Consider the following 16,135-nt stretch of genomic DNA (forward strand, 5'->3'; position numbering starts at 1 on the left):
TCTCCGAAGCCATGGACCCCAGCTTTTGACCCCGCTTTCGGGCGGACCGGCCGCGCCCGCAGGAAACCGTCGGAGAGGCGGAGGGGCAGGCAGGGCAGGACCGTCCACGGCATGGATGCCGTGGACGAGCCTACAAGGACGTACTTGCGGCGTGTCCTGCCCTGCCTGCCCCTCCACCTCTCGCTCAGCAGCCATGAGGCGCCGGGCGGCCCCCCGATGAACCGTCCCCAGAGGACGACCCACCCCCCGGTCGGGTACGATGCTCGCCCCCCGTTCGGGCGCTGTATGCAATGAGCAAGAACAACGAAAAGGCCGCCCCGCAGGGCGACGTGACCCAGGTCCAGGCCGAGGATGCCGTGCGCACCCTGCTGCGTTGGGCCGGTGAGGACCCGACCCGCGAAGGCCTGCTGGATACCCCGCGCCGCGTGGCCGAAGCCTATGGCGACTGGTTCAGCGGCTACCGCGACGACCCGCGCGCCTACATGGAACGCACCTTCGAGGAAGTGGCCGGCTACGACGAGCTGATCGTCCTGCGCGACATCGAATACGAAAGCCACTGCGAGCACCACATGGCGCCGATCATCGGCCGCGTGCACGTCGGCTACCTGCCGGCCGGCAAGGTGGTGGGCATCAGCAAGCTGGCACGCGTGGTCGAAGCCTACGCCCGCCGCTTCCAGGTGCAGGAAAAGATGACCGCGCAGATCGCCCAGTGCATCCAGGACGTGCTGCAGCCGGTCGGTGTTGGCGTCGTCGTCGAAGGCGCCCATGAGTGCATGACCACCCGCGGCATCCACAAGCGCGGCGTCAGCATGGTCACCTCGAAGATGCTGGGCAGCTTCCGCGAGGACGCCCGCACCCGCGCCGAGTTCCTGCGCTTCATCGAAGTGGGCGGCAAGCGCTGAGCGCCGTCGCCTCCCGGTGGCGGCCGCGCGTGGCCGCCGCTTTCGCCGTGCCTGCGCCGCGCCTTTGCGCGCGCGCTGGCCGCCGCGCCCTTCCGACCGATCTCGCTGCATGAAGCACCGCGAACGCATCACCCGTTATCGCCACCTGCGCGAACAGCCGCAATGGAAGCTGCTCGCCGCCGACCACGCACCGGAAATCATCGGCCTGCTGCAGGGCCTGCTGATGGACGGCGATCGCACGTTGCCGGCATCGGTTCTCAATGAGCGCCTGCAGCGTGCGCTGGACCAGCTCAACGGCGACGAGTTGTCGCGCGAGCTGCCGCGTACCGCGCAGGCCTACGTCGCCCATTGGCTCGCGCAGGGCTGGCTGGAACGCCGGCTGCCTGAAGGCGCCGACCAGGAGCAGTACGAGCTCTCGACCCAGGCGCTGCAGGCGATCCGTTTCGCCGACAGCATGGAGCAGGCCCGCGTGGCCGCCACCGAGAGCCGTCTGGCACTGGTGATCGAACAGCTGTCGCAGCTGGCCGCACAGACCGAGGCCGACCCGGACGCACGCCTGTCCGCATTGCGCGACGAGCGCGACCGCATCGATGCCGAGATCGCCCGTGTCAGCGCTGGCCGTGTGACGGCCCTGGACGGCAAGCGCGCGCTGGAACGTACGCGCCAGATCATCGGCCTGGCCGACGAGTTGACCGAAGACTTCCGCCGCGTGCGCGACGACTTTGAACAGCTCAACCGTGATTTCCGCGAACGCATCATCGATGACGAAGGCGAGCGCGGCGACGTGCTGTCCAAGCTGTTCGAAGGCGTGGACGTGATCGGCGAGAGCGACGCGGGGCGTAGTTTCCAGGCGTTCTGGCGCCTGCTCAACGACGCCGAACAGAGCGCCCAGCTCGATGCCGCGCTGGAGACGCTGCTGGCCCGTGGCTTCGCCCGGCGGCTGGATCGCAACGAGCGCAACTTCCTGCGCGGCTTCACCAGCACCATGCTCGAGCGTGGTGGCCAGGTGCATGACGTGCTGCAGAACTTCGCGCGCAGCCTGCGTGGTTTCGTGCAGAGCCGCGGCTACCTGGAACAGCGCCGCCTCAACCAGCTGTTGAAGCAGGCGCAGTCCGAAGCACTGGCACTGCGCGATGACTTCCCGGCGCAGCGCGCCATTGGCCGCGACCTGCAGCTGACCACCAGCCGCCTGCGTTCGTGGTCGCAGTGGAAGCTGCACGACCCGCGCAGCGCGCAGGTCGATGGCAACGTCGAATACAACGATGCGGCCAGCATCAGCCTGGAAAGCGTGGGCGATCTGGTGGCGTCGTCGGAAATCGATTTCCGCACCCTGCGCCGCGACCTGCACGACCTGCTCGACAGGCAGCCGAAACTCAGCATTGCCCAGGCCCTGTCGCAGCGCGAAGCGCCGCAGGGGCTGGGCAGTGTCATCGGCTACCTCTCGCTGGGCACGCGCTTTGGCAGCGTGATCGCCGGCGAACAGGAGCTTGCCGAATGGCGAGGTGGCGACGGGCAGATCCGTCGTGCCCGCATCCCGCTGGTTTGGTTTACCCAGGAGAGACGCCATGAGCTGGCATGAAGACCCCATCGACGCACCGCATGCGGACCTGGCCGAAGACGCTTACCAGGCCGAACCGGTGGCGACCGTGGCCCAGCCCCGGCGCGGCAACGACGTCTACTACATGGGCGATACCGGCCGCCTGCCGCTGGATGCGCGCCGCGCGCTGTGCCAGCTGCTGATCGGCCCCAGCATCGACCAGCTGCGTCACGCCAAGCTGTGGCCGGCACTGATCCGCAGCGAAGCCGGTATCCGTTCGGCGCTGTCGGACCTGTTCCTGGAACTGGTGCTCGACCGTGACAGTGGCGTGGCGTTCACCCGCCAGGCCGACACTGAAGATGTCGATGCACCGGTACTGCTGCGCACTTCGCCGCTGACCTTCATCGATTCGGTGCTGCTGCTGTACCTGCGCCAGCAGCTGGGCGAAGCCGATGCGCGTGGCAACCGCGCCGTGGTCGCCGATGCTGAAATGGCCGAAGCACTGGCCATCTACGAAAAGAACCTGTCCACCGACCGCGCCGGCTTCAATCGCCGTGTCGCCTCGGCGGTGCAGAAGATGAAGGACAACCACATCCTGACCCGCCTCGGCGGCCAGGAAGACCGCCACGAAGTCTCGCCGGCGTTGAAGCTGCTGTTCTCCGCCGAAGACGTATCCCAGCTGTCGGCGGTTTACCGCCAGCTGCGCGAAACCCCGGCCGCTGAAGCCTGAGAGACCCGAGCACCGCATGGCCATTTCCAAGCACACTCCCGCCCTGTTCAACGAAGGCCTGCCGGACCCGCGCCTGCAGCAGTTCCGCATGCGCCGCCTGCAGGTGCACAACTGGGGCACCTTCAACGGCCTGACCGAAGTGCCGATCGCCGAGCGCGGCTTCCTGTTCGTCGGCCGCTCCGGTTCGGGCAAGTCGACCCTGCTCGATGCCATGTCCGCCCTGCTGACGCCGCCGGCCATCGTCGACTTCAACGCCGCAGCGCGTGAAGCCGAACGCAGCGGCCGCGACCGCAACCTGGTGTCCTACGTGCGCGGCGCGTGGGCCGACCAGCAGGACAGTGGCACCGGTGAAATCGCCACCCAGTACCTGCGCAAGGGCGCGACCTGGACCGCGCTGGTGCTGGAGTACCGCGCCGGCGATGGCCGCGTGGTCAGCCTGGTACGCCTGCTCTGGATCGCCGGCAGCAGCACCTCCGCCGGTGACGTGCGCAAGCACTACATGATCGCCGAGCGTCCGTTCGACATCGCCAAGGATCTGGGCGGCTTCGATCTGGACCTGCGCAAGCTCAAGCAGAAGTTGGCCGACGTCCATCACTTCGACACGTTCTCCGGCTATGCCGAACGCTTCCGCCACCTGCTCGGCATCGACAACGAGATGGCGCTGCGGCTGCTGCACAAGACGCAGTCGGCGAAGAACCTGGGTGACCTGAACGTCTTCCTGCGCGACTTCATGCTCGACACGCCGAAGACCTTCGACGCTGCCGAACGACTGGTCAGCGATTTCGCCGAACTCGATGGCGCGCACCAGGCCGTGGTCACCGCGCGGCGTCAGGTCGAAACCCTGCAGCCGGCGCGCGAGCACTATGGCGATCTGCAGGCGATGAGTCGCCGTCGCGGCGACGACGAAGCGCTCAAGCTCGGCATCGACAGCTTCCGCGAAAGCCGCCGCCAGTTGCTGATCGAAGCACGCCTGCGCGAGATGGACACGCGCGATCGTGGCCTGCTGGGCGAAGAAGCGCAGCGTCGCGCGGCGCTGGACAACCACACCGAACGACTGGCCGAGCTGGAACTGCAGCGCCGCCAGCAGGGTGGTGAGCGCATCGAGGAACTGGAACGCGAGCAGGGCCGCGCCGAAGCCGAACGTGATCGCCGCCTGGCCAAGCAGGCGCAGGCGCGTGACGCCGCACAGAAGCTGCAGGCCGCGCTGCCCGAGGATGCACATGGCTTCGCCGAGCTGGTCGAGCAGGCGCAGTCCGAACTGGAAGACCGTCAGCGTGCATCGAGCGCCCTGGACGACGCCATCAGCGAACGGTTGGGCGGCAAGCGCGACGACGAGCGGCGCTTCTCCGAAGTGCGTGGCGAACTGGAGGCGATGCAGCGCACACCCTCCAGCATTCCGGCGCCGATGCAGAAGCTGCGCGCACGCCTGGCCGAAGAAACCGGCATCTCCGAAGCGGCCCTGCCGTTCGTCGGCGAACTGATCCAGGTCCGCTCGGAAGAGCAGAGCTGGCAGGGCGCGATCGAGCGCGTGCTCGGTGGTTTCGCGCAATCGCTGCTGGTCGATGACAAGCACTACAACGACGTCGCCGAGTGGGTGAACCGCACCCACCTGGGGATGCGCTTCACCTACTACCGCGTGCGTCGCAATGATGATGCGTTCGCCCGCGAACCGTCCGCCAAGTCGCTGCTGCACAAGCTGGAACTGCGCGATCACGTGTTCGAAAGCTGGCTGCGCCGCGAGCTGGGCAAGCGCTTCGACTACGAGTGCGTGGACGCCAAGCAGCTGCGCAACGTCGACCGCGGCATCACCCGCGAAGGCCAGGTCAAGCATCCGGGCGATCGTTTCGAGAAGGACGACCGCAGTGCGGTCAATGATCGCCGCCGCTGGCTGCTGGGCTTCAGCAACCGCGACAAGCTGGCCGTCTTCGAGAAGGAAGCCCAGGAGCTGGCCGCCCGTATCGCCAGCTGCGATACCGACATCGCGCGCCTGCGCAGCCAGCGTGACCGCGACAACGAACGTCGCCTGGCCTGCCACCAGCTGGTGGGCATCAGCTGGAACGAAATCGACGTCGCCGCGCCGCAGCAGCGCCTGGCCGACATCGAGGCCAGCCTGCACGCCCTGCGCGAAGGCAATGCCGACCTGGCCAGGATCGCCCAGCAGATCGACGCCACCCGCGCCGATATCGAGCAGGCCCGCCGCACTTACGAAGACACCCGCGTCGAGCGCGGCCAGCTGGTGCGCGAACGCGACCGCCTGGACCGTGCCCGCCAGCAGAGCCGTGCACTGGTCCTGCCAGCGCTGGCCGAAGACCAGGAGGCCGGCCTGGCCGAGCGCCTGCAGGAGCAGGGCCCGCTCAGCCTGGAAACGCTGGAAGCGCACATGCGCCAGGTCAGCAACGCGCTGAACGAACGGCTCTCGTCTTCGCAGCAGGACGTCAACCGCATCGAGAACCTGCTGCTGGGCTGCTTCCGTCGCTTCATCCAGCAGTGGCCGGAAGAATCGGGCGACTTCACCGTGTCGGTGGCCTCGGCCGAGGATTTCCTGGCTCGCCTCGAACGCCTTGAACGCGATGGCCTGCCGCAGCACGAAGAACGCTTCTTCGACCTGCTGCAGAACCAGAGCAAGAACAACCTGCTCGCGCTGCAGCGTCACAGCGCCGAGGCCCGCAAGTCGATCGGCCAGCGCCTGGACGAAGTCAACGCCAGCCTGGAGCAGGTGCCCTTCAACCGTGGCACCCTGCTGACCATCGAACTGAACGACCGGCGCCTGCCGGAAGTGCAGGAGTTCCACCAGCAGCTGCGCGAGGTGTTGTCGCAGCAGCAGACCGAGCAGCGCGACCTGGCGGAAACGCAGTTCACCGTCCTGCGCCAGCTGGTCAACCGCCTCGGCTCGCAGGAAGGCGAAGACAAGCGCTGGCGCGAAGTGGTGCTGGACGTACGCCTGCACGTGGAGTTCATCGGCGTGGAGCTGGATGTGGAAACGCGCCAGCAGGTCGAGATCTACCGCAGCGGCGCCGGCAAATCCGGTGGCCAGCGGCAGAAGCTGGCCACCACCTGCCTGGCGGCGGCGCTGCGCTACCAGCTCGGCGGCGCCGACAGCCAGCTGCCCAGCTACGCCGCAGTCGTGCTCGACGAAGCCTTCGACAAGGCCGACAACGAGTTCACCGCGCTGGCGATGAACATCTTCGACAACTTCGGTTTCCAGATGGTGGTGGCCACCCCGCTGAAATCGGTGATGACGCTGGAACCGTTCATCGGTGGCGCCTGCTTCGTCGAGATCAGTGGCCGCCACGATTCGGGCGTGCTGCTCATCGAGTACGACGAAGAAGGCAAGCGCCTGAAGCTGCCGGAGCGCAGCCGCCAGCAGGCCGACGAACCGGAAGAAGCCGAAGCCTGACCGCTCTGGAAACGCTGTGCCAACCAAGGTTGGCACCTACCGGGTCATGAACCCCGATAGTGGTGGTGCCGGCCGCTGGCCGGCAACCGCCTTTACGCACTGCGGAACGTATCCCACGCCATCCGCGCGATCAGCACCACCACCAGGCCCACGAACAATTTGCGGATGAACGGCGTGCCGCCCTTCAGCGCCAACCGCGTGCCCACCACCGAACCGATGATGTTGGCCGCCGCCATCGGCAGCGCGAACAGCCACAGGATGTTGCCGGTCGGTACGAAGAACGAGATCGCCGCCACGTTCGTCGCCAGGTTCACCACCTTCGACGCGGCCGACGCGCGCAGGAAGTCCAGCCCGAAGAAGCGCACGAACAGGAAGATCAGGAAGCTGCCGGTGCCGGGCCCGAAGAAGCCATCGTAGAAGCCGATCGCCGCACCGATCGCCAGCGCGATCACCAGCTCGCGGCGGCCGATGTCCTGCGGCCGGTGCAGCGCGCCGAAGTCCTTCTTCCACAGCGTGTAGGCCAGCATCGCCACCAGCAGCACCAGCACCAGCGGCCGCACTGCGTCCTTGGGCAACAGGCTGACCGCCGTAGCGCCCAGGAAGGAGAACACGAAGGCCGTACCGGCGGCGAACAGCACCGGCTTCCACGGGAAGCGCACGTTGCGCGCATAGCGCCATGCCGCTGCGCCGGTGCCGAACATCGAGCTGAACTTGTTGGTGCCAAACAGCATCGCGGGGGTCTGCTGCGGCAGTACCGTGAACAGGCCCGGCAGCTGCACCAGTCCGCCGCCGCCCACGGCCGCATCGACCAGGCCGGCAATGAAGGCGATCACCACCAGCCACCACAACTCAGGAGGAATCAGTTCCAGCACGGCGATCGATCGAAGTGGGGGCGCGACAGCATACGCCTGTCACATTGCCGCCGCCCACGCGACAATACCCGCATGAGCCGAACCGCCCCCGATCCCTGTCCCTGTGGCCTGGCCGCCGACTACGCTGCCTGCTGCGGGCGCTTCCATGCCGGCGCCGCCGCGCCGGATGCCGAGCGCCTGATGCGCTCGCGCTACAGCGCCTATGTGCGCCACCTGCCGGACTACCTGCGTGCCACCTGGCACCCGGACACCCGTCCGGCAGAACTGTCGCTCGATGATGCCCCCGGCCAGCGTACCCAATGGCTGGGCCTGACCGTGCAGGACCACCAGGTGACTGGCAGCGACAGCGCCGAGGTCCGCTTCACCGCCCGTTACCGCGTCGGTGGCGGCAGCGCGGTGAAAATGACCGAGCACAGCCGCTTCCTGCGGGTCGAGGGTCGCTGGTACTACCTCGACGCCGTCTGAGCGTGGCTGCCGCGCACGGCCAGCACGCGCTGGCCGCCATGCGCGCACACGCGGTTGCGGCCTTCCTCCTTGGCCGCATACAGCGCCTGGTCGGCCGCTTTGACCACCCCGGCAGGGCGCCGATCGACCCGGCTGTCGGCCAGGCCGATGCTGACGGTTACCTGCACCACCGCACCGCCACCGCCGCGCCCGCGCTGCTGCTGGCCGAGCGTATCGTCGCGGGTGCGCGTGCTGCGGTCGCGCAGTTGCATGCGGCTCTGCTCGATGCCCTGTCGCAGCGCCTCCACCGCATCCACGCAGGCCGATGCCGGGCGGTCGAGGAAAACCACGGCGAATTCCTCGCCGCCATAACGGAACGCACGGCCGCCGTCGCCCACCCGCGACAACCGTGAGGCCACCAGTTTCAGCACGTCATCGCCGGTGTCGTGGCCGTGGGTGTCGTTGAATTTCTTGAAATGATCCACATCGATCATCGCGATGCTGTAAGTGCCGGTGGCGCGCTTGAGGGTCTCGTTGAACGCACGGCGACCGGGCAGGCCGGTCAGCTCGTCGCCGAAGGCCATGTGGAAGGACTCCTGCAGGGTCGCGCCCAGCATCAGCAGCAGTGCCGCTACGCTCAGCGCCGGCAGCAGTGCCGGCTGCAGGAAGATCCGCGGCAGCATCCACCACAGGCACAGCAGGGCCAGCAGCATCGCCGTATGCAGCGGCCGCGGCTGGCGCCACGCCTGCCATCCCAGCGCAGCGGTGGCCAGCAGGAACAGCACGGCAGGCAGCTGCGCCAGCGCGTTCCAGTCGCTCGGTATCCAGAGGAAGTGCCGGTTCGACAGCAGGTCGTGCATGCCCTGCGGCTGCTGTACGGCAAGCAGGATGAAGATCGCCACCGCAACACCACTGATCGTGGCCCTCAGCAGCAGGTCCTGGCGGCGGCGGCCACGTTCGGGCCACAACGCATGGACGGCGAACAGCAACGGCAGCCAGGTCGAGATCGCGTGGAAGCGCAGTGGCGTCAACGCCGTCACCCGGCCCTCGCGCAGGTAGTGCCCAAGGTCCTGGTGCAGCACCGCGAAGGCCAGCGCCACCAGCAGCAACAGGCACAGCGTGCGCACCTGGTTGTACAGCAGCGCCAGCCCTGCACCCAGGCAGGCCAGCAACCACGGCAGGATGCGCTGCCCGGCGCGGCCGACATCATCACTTTCCAGGCTCGCCCACAGCACCAGCGCGACCAGCACGGCGGGCAGCACGAACAGATAGTGCACAGGCTGTCGAAGCGGATGATGGGACACACGGAATTCCAGCGCGGTCACGACGCGGCCGCAGCACTGCCGTTAGCGGCGCAGCGGCGTCCTTCTTGAATACGCGCAGCCTGATGTGAACACCGCGGCACCGGGCCATGACATCGCGCTCACCGGCCGCGGTCGAAGCTGGTCGCATGGACAGCGTACCCGCCGCCGTCGCTGCCCCGCAGCGTGACCTCGCCCGCCACTTCACCCATGTGCGGGGGCGCAGCGTGCAGCTGGCCGCACCCCTCAGCCCGGAAGACGCCCTGCTGCAGAGCATGGCCGATGCCAGCCCGGCCAAGTGGCACCTGGCCCACACCACCTGGTTCTTCGAACGCTTCGTGCTGGCCAGCCAGCCCGGCTACACACCCTGGGATCCGGCTTGGGACTATCTGTTCAACAGTTACTACAAGAGTCTCGGCCCCGCCCACGCACGGCCTCAGCGCGGGTTGCTGTCGCGGCCCTCGCTGCAGCAGGTCCACGCCTACCGCCAGCATGTGGATGAGCAGGTGCTGGCAGGACTGCGCGATGGCGATCTCGGCAGCGACGCCCTGCAGCACCTGCAGCTCGGGTTGCAGCACGAACAACAGCACCAGGAGCTGCTGCTCACCGACATCAAGCATGCCTTCTGGTGCAATCCGCTACAGCCGCCGTACCGCGAAGACCTGCCCATCGCCGTCAGCGCCCTCGGCACGCAGGGTTGGGTCGAACAGGGCGAACGCATCGTCAGCATCGGTGCGTCCGCCTGGCCGCAGCACACGGCCTTCGCCTATGACAATGAATCGCCCGTGCATCGCGTGCTGCTTCCTGCGCATGCCATCGCCGAACGCCCGCTCAGCAACGCCGAGTACCGCGCCTTCATCGACGCCGGCGGCTACCGCGATCCGCGCTGGTGGCTGAGCGAAGGCTGGGCGCTGCGCGAGGCCGAGCAGTGGCAGCATCCGCTGTACTGGGATGACGACCTGCTGCGCGAGTTCACCCTCGGTGGCTGGCGCGAGCTCGATCCGCATGCGCCGGTCTGTCATCTCAGTTACTACGAAGCCGATGCCTGCGCACGCTGGGCCGGCGCCCGCCTGCCCACCGAATTCGAATGGGAAGCGGTCGCCGCCTCGCAGCCGGTCGAAGGCCACTTCGCCGATGACGACCATCTGCACCCGATGGCAGGGCAGGGCGACGGACTGCGCCAGTTGTTCGGCGACGTGTGGGAATGGACCAGCAGCGCCTATGGCGCCTATCCCGGCTTCCGTCCCTTCGCCGGCAACCTCGGCGAATACAACGGCAAATTCATGTGTGGCCAGTGGGTCCTGCGCGGTGGCAGCTGCGCCACGCCGCGCGGCCATGTACGGGCCAGCTACCGCAACTTCTTCATGCCACCGGCGCGTTGGCAGTTCTCAGGCCTGCGCCTGGCAAGGGATCTTTCATGAGTACCGTCCAGGATGCGCTGCAGGCGCTGACCGACCTTACCCCCGGCCGCCAGCAGATCCTTGCCGACGCCGTGGCGGGGTTGTCGCACGCCCCACGGCAGCTGCCTTCCAAGTACTTCTACGACGCACGCGGCTCGCGCTTGTTCGAGCAGATCACCCACACCCGCGAGTACTACCCCACACGCACCGAACTGGCCCTGCTGGATCGGGTGTTGCCGGAGATCGCGCAGGCGGTGGGGCCGCGCGTGCATGTGGTCGAACTGGGCAGCGGCAGCGGCCGCAAGACCGCGCGCCTGCTGGCTGCCCTGCAGGACCCGGTGGCCTACACACCCATCGAGATCTCGCGCGCGGCGTTGCTGTCCAGCATCGACCACCTGGCCCCGGCGCTGCCGGACGTGGAAATGCTGCCGGTGTGTGCCGACTTCACCCGCCCTGTGCAGGTCCCCGCGTCCGAGCGGCCTGCCGCGCGCCGGCTGCTGTTCTTCCCGGGCTCCACGCTGGGCAACTTCGCCGATGAGGATGCGATCGCGCTGCTGCGCGCAATGCGCCAGACCATGGGCAGGCACGGCCTGGCCCTGGTCGGCATCGATCTGCACAAGGACCCTGCACTGATCGAGGCCGCCTACAACGACGCCGACGGTGTCACCGCCGCCTTCACCCTGAACCTGCTGGCGCGTCTCAACCGCGAGGTCGGCAGCGATTTCGATCTCGACGGTTTCCGTCACCGGGCCCGTTACAGCACCGCACGCCTGCGCATCGAAACCGATCTGGTCAGCCAGCGCGAGCAGGACGTGCATCTCGACGGCCGTACCTTCCACTTCAGCGCTGGCGAACCGATCCGCGTGGAGTACAGCCACAAGTACACCGATGCCAGCTTCGGCCACCTGCTGCTGCAGGCAGGGCTGGAGGTGGCGGCATCCTGGAACGCGGACGATCCCGCCTATGGCCTGCGCCTCCTGCGCCCCTCACCCTAGGCACAGGTAGTACCGGCCGCTGGCCGGCAATCTCGACCAACCTTGCTCTCCCTCCGCGTTACCATGGCTGCAGCACCGGCAACACGGAGGACGCCATGCCCATTCTGACCACGCTCGGCCTGGCCGCCGCGCTTGCCATGCCAGCGGCCGCGCCGCCGGCAGCAGCGGCAACCGCTGATCCCGCGTTCGCCCGCTGCATGGCGGGCCTGCAGGCGACGGCCGCCAGCCAGGGCATTGCCGCTGACCGCTTCAATGCGATCACCGCCGGACTGCAGCCCGACCCTACCGTGCTGCCGCTGCTCGATGCGCAGCCGGAGTTCACCACGCCGATCTGGGACTACCTGGCCGCACTGGTCGATCGCCAGCGCGTGGACGACGGTCGCGCCATGCTGCAGCAGCACCGTGAGCTGCTTCAGCGCGTATCGGCGCAGTACGGCGTCGATCCAGTCACCATCGTCGCCGTATGGGGTGTGGAGAGCGACTACGGCCGCGTGTTCGGCAAACGCCCGCTGCTGCAGTCGCTGGCCACGCTTTCCTGTGCCGGCCGCCGGCAGCCCTTCTTCCGCGGCGAACTGCTGGCGCTGATCAAGCTCATCGACCAGGGTGACCTGCAGGCGCAGGGCCTGACCGGTTCCTGGGCCGGTGCCTTCGGCCACACCCAGTTCATGCCCAGCACTTACGCACGCATTGCCGTTGATGGTGATGGCGACGGTCGCCGCGATCTGGTCGGCAGCATTCCCGATGCATTGGCTTCCACCGCCAACTATCTGAAGCGTGCCGGCTGGCGAACCGGCGAACCCTGGGGCATGGAAGTCCGTGTCCCCGCCGGTTTCAACGCCAGCCAGTCGGGACGCACCCAGCGCCGGTCACTGGCCGACTGGCGCGCACTGGGCGTGACCGGCCTGGACGGCAGCGCGCTGGCACCGTCCGGCCTGCCCGCCGATGCCCGCGCCGCGCTGCTGTTGCCGTCCGGGACAAAAGGCCCGGCGCTGCTGGTGTTCCGCAATTACGACGCGATCTACAGTTACAACGCGGCCGAGAGCTATGCGCTGGCCATCGCCACCCTGGCCGACCGCCTGCGTGGCAGCAACGGCCTGGTCACCGCCTGGCCAACCGATGATCCTGGCCTTGGCCGCGACGAGCGCCGCCAGCTGCAGACCCTGCTGCTCGCGCGCGGCCATGACATCGGCGCCGCCGATGGCATGATCGGTACCGCCAGTCGTCGTGCCATCCAGGTCGAGCAGCGTCGGCTCGGGTGGGCCGACGCCGACGGTCGCGCCGGCCAGCGCATCCTGCGCGCGCTGCAGGCACAACCGCAGGCACAGGCGCCAGCCGCGCCGACCCGCTTCAGCCTTCCCAACAACTACAGTGCCGTGCAGTCGCCGGCCATCCGGAGTCGATCCAGCGTGCAACAGATCCAGGGTGTCAGCAGTGGCCAGTTCCAGGGACTCGACGCCTGGCTGGTGGAAACTCCCCAGGCCACCGCCGCGATCAGCGTGTTCGGCGGCCAACTCCTCTCGTTCGTGCCCAAGGGCCAGCCCGATCTGATGTGGCTCTCGCCCAAGCGTGCCGCGCTGCCCACGCCGATCCGTGGCGGCAGCCCGGTGTGCTGGCCCTACTTCGGCCGCCAGGGGCAGGGCGACGACGTGCCCGCCCACGGTTTCGTGCGCACCTTGCCCTGGGAACTGCAGCAGGCGCGCCGGCTCGACGATGGCAGCATCGAGCTGACCCTGGCCCCGCCGGCGTTGGACAACCTCGGCCTGCGCCTGACCATGACCGTCCGTGTCGGCCGTGAACTGCGCCAGCAGCTGGTCACCGAGAACACCGGCAAGGCTCCGGCCACCATCACCCAGGCGCTGCACAACTACTTCCGTGTCGGTGACGCCAGCAAGGTCGATGTCGACGGCGTCGACGGCCTGGACTACCTCGACAAGTTCGAGAACTACGCCCAGCCGCGCCGCCAGCAGGGCCCCTGGTCGCTGCGCGATCCGCGTGACCCGGGCCGCAGCGACCGCATCTACACCCAGGCCGGCGGACACTATGTGCTGCGCGACCCGGTGCTCAAGCGCCGCATCGACCTCCGTACCGAAGGCAGCCGCTCGCTGGTGGCATGGAACCCTGGCGCCGAAGGTGCCGCCAGGATGGCCGATGTCGGTGACGGCTGGCGCGACTATGTCTGCCTGGAAGCGGCCAACGCCGGGCCCGATGTGGTCACCGTGGCACCGGGCGGGCGTCATGTTCTGCTTCAGATCCTGTCCAGCGCGCCGCTATAGCGGGCTTCCCCCTTGGCACGGATGGCCAGCATGAGCACCCTCGATCCGCAGACCTCGCCCGGTAGCGAGAATCCCTATCTGGCGCCCGGCGCTGACGCCGATGTAGGCACTGCACTGGAAGATGCCGACTACCTGACGCTGGTGGTCGGGCCCAATGCCGCCGCCTACCGTCGTTTCTGGCATGTGGACAGTGCGCTGCCGAAGCCTCCGCGCCGCTGGAACTGGCCCGCCTTCCTGTTCGGCATCCTGTGGATGGTGCATCGCCGGATGTACCTGGCCGCCATCGGCTTCTACCTGGTCACCACGCTGCTGCCGATCCTGATGCTGCTGGCCGACGCGGGCATACCGCAGATCGCCTTTGGCATGCTGCTCCCGCGTATCGCCCTGGCCATTTTCGCCAACGCCCTGTACCTGCGCCATTGCAGCCGTCTGCTGGCGAGGGTGCAGGCGACCCACGCCGGCCAGCCGAACCGCATCCGCGCCGAGCTGCTTCGCCGTGGTGGCACCCGCGCCTCGGCCGTGGTGGTCTGCCTGGGCCTGATCTACGCGCTGCGTTACATCACCCAGGGCCTCCTGCAGACCTATCACTGAGCCGGCGAACGCGGCCGCAGCACCCACAGGCAGAGCGTTCCGGCGACCAGGCCCCAGAACGCAGAACCGACACCGGCCAGCGTCATGCCCGAGGCGGTCACCAGGAAAGTGACCAGCGCGGCCTCGCGGTCGCGCTCCACCGCCAATGCGCTGGCCAGGCTGTTGCCGATGGTGCCGAACAGGGCGATGCCGGCCACACAGGCCACCAGTTCCTTGGGAAAGGCAGCGAACAGGGCCGCTACGGTGGCCCCGAACAGGCCGATGACGATATAGAAGGCGCCGGCCGCCATCGCCGCCGTGTAGCGCCGTGCCGGGTCTTCGTGGGCATCACGGCCCATGCAGATCGCCGCGGTGATGGCGGCCAGGTTCAATGCGTAGGCACCGAAGGGCGCCAGCAGCGTGTTGACCACGCCGATCCAGCCGATCACCGGTGACACCGGCGCGTCGTAGCCGGAGGCGCGCATCACCGCCACACCGGGAATGTTCTGCGACGCCATGGTGACCACGAACAGGGGCAGGGCGATGCCGACCATCGCCGTCCACGACAGCGAGGGAGTGACCCATTGCGGTGCCGCCAGTTGCAGGTGCACCTGCTGTGCATGCAGCAGACCCTGGCTGGCAGCGATGGCGATGCCGACCAGCAGGGTGGCGATCACCGCATAGCGGGGGAAGAGGCGGCGGCCCAGCAGCCACGTAGCGAACATGGCCAATGCCAGCACGCGCTGGGTGTTCATCGCCACGAACACGTCCAGCCCGAAGCGCAGCAGTACACCGGCCAGCATGCCGGCGGCCAGGGCCATGGGCACGCGTTTCATCAGCCGGGCGAACACTCCCGAGAAGCCAGCGAGCATGCCCAGCACTGCCGCAAGCAGGAACGCACCGGTGGCCTCGGACAGAGAGGCACCACCCGCACCGACGACCAGCATCGCCGCCCCCGGCGTCGACCATGCGGTGACCACCGGCACCCGGTAGCGTAGTGACAGGCCGATGCAGGTCACGCCCATGCCCAGCCCCAGCGCCCACATCCACGAGGCGATGTGGGCCTGGTCGGCACCCACGGCCTGCGCGGCCTGGAACACGATCACCGCCGAGCTGGCGAAGCCGACCAGCACGGTGATGAAGCCGGCGACGATCGCCGGCATCGAAAGATCGCGCCACCATCCCTGTCGTACCTTCGTGTCCATCGTCTTCCTTCCTGTATGCATCCGACTATAGATAGCGCCTGCGGCGTTGACCGCGCAACGCGCGGGCAACGCCGCCGTGATCGTTGCACGCCCGTTGTGCATGCAGCAGCCGATGCGTTGTCATGCTCCTGAAAAAAATGTGTTGACGAATTCTGCAGGATCTCTAGAATTCGCTCCCTTGCTGCAGCGCGGCGACTTCTTCGGAAGCCGGCAACGCCAACAGCAACGCCACCACCGCCGGACGAGATCATCGAACGAAGGTGTTGACGGACTCGAAAAGTCCGGCATAATAGGCGGCTCGCAACGACGAAAGGCCTTCGGGTCCAACGCCGAAGCAGCATCGGCAACAACGTCCACTTCGGTGAGACGGCCTTGAAAAAAGGTGTTGACGAAGCGGAAAAGCCGGCTATAATGGGCGGCTCGCTACGAAGGAAACTTCGCAGCACACGGGAGCGGCGCTGAGGCCACTTCCCACGATCTTTGAAAGTATGCGCAGGTATCTTGTGAAG

Annotated in this window: 12 protein-coding genes; 9 read left to right on the plus strand and 3 right to left on the minus strand. The window is 67.7% G+C overall.

Annotated features, from left to right (window positions below; all coding sequences use genetic code 11):
- The first annotated feature begins 290 nt into the window (after window positions 1–290).
- From folE to M2299_RS13845, 4 genes are all read left to right on the plus strand, one after another.
- On the plus strand, window positions 291–902 hold the full coding sequence (folE, locus tag M2299_RS13830) for a GTP cyclohydrolase I FolE (RefSeq protein WP_089241981.1): 612 nt from the start codon (window positions 291–293) through the stop codon (window positions 900–902).
- Window positions 903–1,011: 109 nt separating this feature from the next.
- Window positions 1,012–2,481, plus strand: a complete 1,470-nt coding sequence (locus tag M2299_RS13835; protein WP_025875659.1) for a DUF3375 domain-containing protein — start codon at window positions 1,012–1,014, stop codon at window positions 2,479–2,481.
- Window positions 2,468–3,169 (plus strand): DUF4194 domain-containing protein, encoded by a 702-nt coding sequence (locus M2299_RS13840; RefSeq protein WP_025875661.1) that lies wholly within the window; start codon window positions 2,468–2,470, stop codon window positions 3,167–3,169. The genes M2299_RS13835 and M2299_RS13840 overlap by 14 nt, the downstream gene beginning before the upstream one ends.
- Before the next feature lie 16 nt (window positions 3,170–3,185).
- Window positions 3,186–6,566, plus strand: a complete 3,381-nt coding sequence (locus M2299_RS13845) for an ATP-binding protein (protein ID WP_280884548.1) — start codon at window positions 3,186–3,188, stop codon at window positions 6,564–6,566.
- 92 nt (window positions 6,567–6,658) lie between these two features.
- Here the strand turns inward: M2299_RS13845 and M2299_RS13850 are convergent, their stop codons facing one another.
- Window positions 6,659–7,438: a TSUP family transporter gene (locus M2299_RS13850; protein WP_025875666.1), complete on the minus strand. Its 780-nt coding sequence runs from the start codon at window positions 7,436–7,438 to the stop codon at window positions 6,659–6,661.
- A gap of 72 nt (window positions 7,439–7,510) precedes the next feature.
- On the opposite strand from M2299_RS13850, the gene M2299_RS13855 reads away from it, so the two are divergent.
- A complete protein-coding gene (locus M2299_RS13855) occupies window positions 7,511–7,903 on the plus strand; it encodes a YchJ family metal-binding protein (RefSeq protein WP_033832616.1) in 393 nt (130 codons plus the stop codon).
- Here M2299_RS13855 and M2299_RS13860 read toward each other — a convergent pair.
- Entirely contained in the window at window positions 7,885–9,186 is a 1,302-nt protein-coding gene (locus M2299_RS13860) for a GGDEF domain-containing protein (protein WP_099786384.1), read from the minus strand. The genes M2299_RS13855 and M2299_RS13860 overlap by 19 nt on opposite strands.
- A gap of 146 nt (window positions 9,187–9,332) precedes the next feature.
- On the opposite strand from M2299_RS13860, the gene egtB reads away from it, so the two are divergent.
- The 4 genes from egtB to M2299_RS13880 all read left to right on the plus strand — a co-directional run bounded on the left by egtB (window position 9,333) and on the right by M2299_RS13880 (window position 14,442).
- Window positions 9,333–10,604: an ergothioneine biosynthesis protein EgtB gene (gene egtB, locus M2299_RS13865; RefSeq protein ID WP_099844466.1), complete on the plus strand. Its 1,272-nt coding sequence runs from the start codon at window positions 9,333–9,335 to the stop codon at window positions 10,602–10,604.
- Window positions 10,601–11,578: an L-histidine N(alpha)-methyltransferase gene (gene egtD, locus M2299_RS13870; protein ID WP_280884549.1), complete on the plus strand. Its 978-nt coding sequence runs from the start codon at window positions 10,601–10,603 to the stop codon at window positions 11,576–11,578. Before egtB ends, egtD begins: the two co-directional genes overlap by 4 nt.
- A 137-nt stretch (window positions 11,579–11,715) precedes the next feature.
- Window positions 11,716–13,851: a lytic murein transglycosylase gene (locus M2299_RS13875; RefSeq protein ID WP_280884550.1), complete on the plus strand. Its 2,136-nt coding sequence runs from the start codon at window positions 11,716–11,718 to the stop codon at window positions 13,849–13,851.
- A gap of 30 nt (window positions 13,852–13,881) precedes the next feature.
- Window positions 13,882–14,442: a DUF2628 domain-containing protein gene (locus M2299_RS13880; protein WP_099786369.1), complete on the plus strand. Its 561-nt coding sequence runs from the start codon at window positions 13,882–13,884 to the stop codon at window positions 14,440–14,442.
- Here the strand turns inward: M2299_RS13880 and M2299_RS13885 are convergent.
- Complete coding sequence (locus M2299_RS13885) at window positions 14,436–15,626, minus strand: benzoate/H(+) symporter BenE family transporter (protein WP_223487045.1); 1,191 nt, start codon at window positions 15,624–15,626, stop codon at window positions 14,436–14,438. The two genes, M2299_RS13880 and M2299_RS13885, sit on opposite strands and share 7 nt — an antisense overlap.
- Window positions 15,627–16,135: the final 509 nt, after the last annotated feature.

It is taken from the genome of Stenotrophomonas sp. 1278, from assembly GCF_029892765.1.
In the GTDB taxonomy this organism is placed as follows: Bacteria; Pseudomonadota; Gammaproteobacteria; order Xanthomonadales; family Xanthomonadaceae; genus Stenotrophomonas; species Stenotrophomonas indicatrix.

Bases quoted from the DNA above. Each gene is read 5' to 3' on its own strand.
- M2299_RS13855 (WP_033832616.1), top strand. From the start codon at position 7,511: ATGAGCCGAACCGCCCCCGATCCCTGTCCCTGTGGCCTGGCCGCCGAC.
- M2299_RS13845 (WP_280884548.1), top strand. From the start codon at position 3,186: ATGGCCATTTCCAAGCACACTCCCGCCCTGTTCAACGAAGGCCTGCCG.
- M2299_RS13835 (WP_025875659.1), top strand. From the start codon at position 1,012: ATGAAGCACCGCGAACGCATCACCCGTTATCGCCACCTGCGCGAACAG.
- M2299_RS13880 (WP_099786369.1), top strand. From the start codon at position 13,882: ATGAGCACCCTCGATCCGCAGACCTCGCCCGGTAGCGAGAATCCCTAT.
- egtB (WP_099844466.1), top strand. From the start codon at position 9,333: ATGGACAGCGTACCCGCCGCCGTCGCTGCCCCGCAGCGTGACCTCGCC.
- folE (WP_089241981.1), top strand. From the start codon at position 291: ATGAGCAAGAACAACGAAAAGGCCGCCCCGCAGGGCGACGTGACCCAG.
- egtD (WP_280884549.1), top strand. From the start codon at position 10,601: ATGAGTACCGTCCAGGATGCGCTGCAGGCGCTGACCGACCTTACCCCC.
- M2299_RS13840 (WP_025875661.1), top strand. From the start codon at position 2,468: ATGAGCTGGCATGAAGACCCCATCGACGCACCGCATGCGGACCTGGCC.
- M2299_RS13875 (WP_280884550.1), top strand. From the start codon at position 11,716: ATGCCAGCGGCCGCGCCGCCGGCAGCAGCGGCAACCGCTGATCCCGCG.
- M2299_RS13885 (WP_223487045.1), bottom strand. From the start codon at position 15,626: ATGGACACGAAGGTACGACAGGGATGGTGGCGCGATCTTTCGATGCCG.